At 70.5% G+C, this 1615-nt stretch carries 1 protein-coding gene and 1 pseudogene; one reads left to right on the top strand and one right to left on the bottom strand.

Features of this window, described 5'->3' with window-relative positions:
- Positions 1 to 876 (top strand): annotated as a pseudogene (locus tag ACWDNU_RS45515) (hypothetical protein); the annotation flags it as partial.
- 4 nt (positions 877 to 880) lie between these two features.
- Here the strand turns inward: ACWDNU_RS45515 and ACWDNU_RS45510 are convergent.
- A complete protein-coding gene (locus ACWDNU_RS45510) occupies positions 881 to 1441 on the bottom strand; it encodes an NADPH-dependent FMN reductase (RefSeq protein WP_355271390.1) in 561 nt (186 codons plus the stop codon).
- Positions 1442 to 1615: the final 174 nt, after the last annotated feature.

Below are 1615 nucleotides of genomic sequence, written 5' to 3'. Positions count from 1 at the left end.
CTGACCCAGCGGTGGAAGTTCGCCGAGATCGGCAACACCGTCAATATCGGCAGCGCGGTGGACCCCAAGCAGCTCGGCTCGGACCTGCTCGCCCAGCTGTGGGTCGCGCCATCGCGCGGCACGACGGTCGCGGTGCGGCTGCGGCCCGGCAGCGACGCCGAGTCGGTGAGTGTCGGTGCCGCATGGCGTTTGACCGCGCGTGAGCTGCCGGAGAAGACCACGACCAAGGGCATGGTCTCGATGAACGGCCGCCACCGCGACGCGCTGCTCGCGCACCTGCCGCTCGCGGTGCCCGGCGTGGACGACACCGTGCCGACCACCGAGTACCCGATCGATGTCATCGGCGCGCTGCACCTGCCGTCGGCGGGCTGCGGCCAGCTGCTCGGCTCCGACGACGAGGGCAACGGCGTCGCCACCAGGATCATCGGCGCCGGTATCTCCTCGGTCTATGTGGCCGGCGAGCTGTATCTGGCCCAGCAGCTGGTGTTCCGCGCGCTGGCCGTCGGCGAGCGGGTCCTTGTGCGCACCGATCGCGCGCACGCCTGGGAGCAGCTGGTCAGCACGGTCGGCAACCCGGAGCGCCTGACCATCGCGGTCGAAACGCACCAGTCCGACGCGGGTTTCACCGCCACCGTCGTCGACGGTGTGCTGGCCCCGGCGCCGCACGCCGGTGTCACCACCATCTACCTGACCGGCGATCCGAACGGCTGGCCCGCTTCCCGTCCCGACCTGGAGATCTTCCAGCCGGGCGCGATCGGCAACCGGGTGGTGCTGCGCACCGGGACGACCAGGGTCAACCTCACGCTGGTGTCGATCCCGCGCGAGGCGACCTACATCGGGCAGCCGCGCGGACAGCGCACGATGGCGCCGGCCTGACCGGTCAGCCCGGGTAGGGGTCGGCGCCGCGGGCGGCCCGCAAAGTCCGTCCCCACCAGGCCAATTGGCCGAGCATCCGCGCACTCGCGTCGATCGCGGCGTGGTCGTCGGTGCTGCCGTCGGCGCCGAAACGCCGCTTGGCCTGGGCGAAGCTCACCGATTCGCGCACTGAGACCATGTGCAGTTCGGCGACCACCTGGCGCAACTGCTCGACGGCCCGCAGGCCGCCCGAGAGACCGCCGTAGGAGACGAAGCCGATCGGCTTGGCCCGCCACTCCCGTTTGGCGCTGTCCAGGGCCGTTTTCAGGGACGCGGGATATCCGTGGTTGTACTCGGAGGTGACGACTGCGAAGGCGTCGGCGGCGGCGAGCCGCTCCCGGAACGCGTCGACCTCGGGGGTCTCGGTGAGCTCGACGGGCAAGGCGATGTCACGCAGATCGAGGACCCCGACCTCGAATTCCGGCCGCTCGGCGAGCACACCGAGGAACCAGTCGGCCACCACGGGCGCGAATCGCTCCGGGCGGGTACTGGCGACGACGACCTCCAACCGCAACGGTGTGTCCATACCGCGAGCTTATCGATGGACCCCCGCCCCGCGGCGCGCGGCGGATCGGGCACGATGGGCGCAGGCGATTTGGTTCGATATCCGCAGGTGGGGAGTGAATGAAGGGGGCAGCACAGGTGATCATCGGGCAGTGGCAGCTGGTCGAGACGCTCGGCGCGACGTGGTCGATGCTGA

This window comes from Amycolatopsis sp. NPDC003676 (assembly GCF_053587275.1).
Note: the sequence above shows the minus strand (reverse complement) of the source record. Positions and strands in the feature narration are given on the sequence as shown.

What these genes read in the sequence shown, in the direction of transcription:
- ACWDNU_RS45510 (WP_355271390.1), bottom strand. Translation starts at nt 1,441, where the DNA reads ATGGACACACCGTTGCGGTTGGAGGTCGTCGTCGCCAGTACCCGCCCG.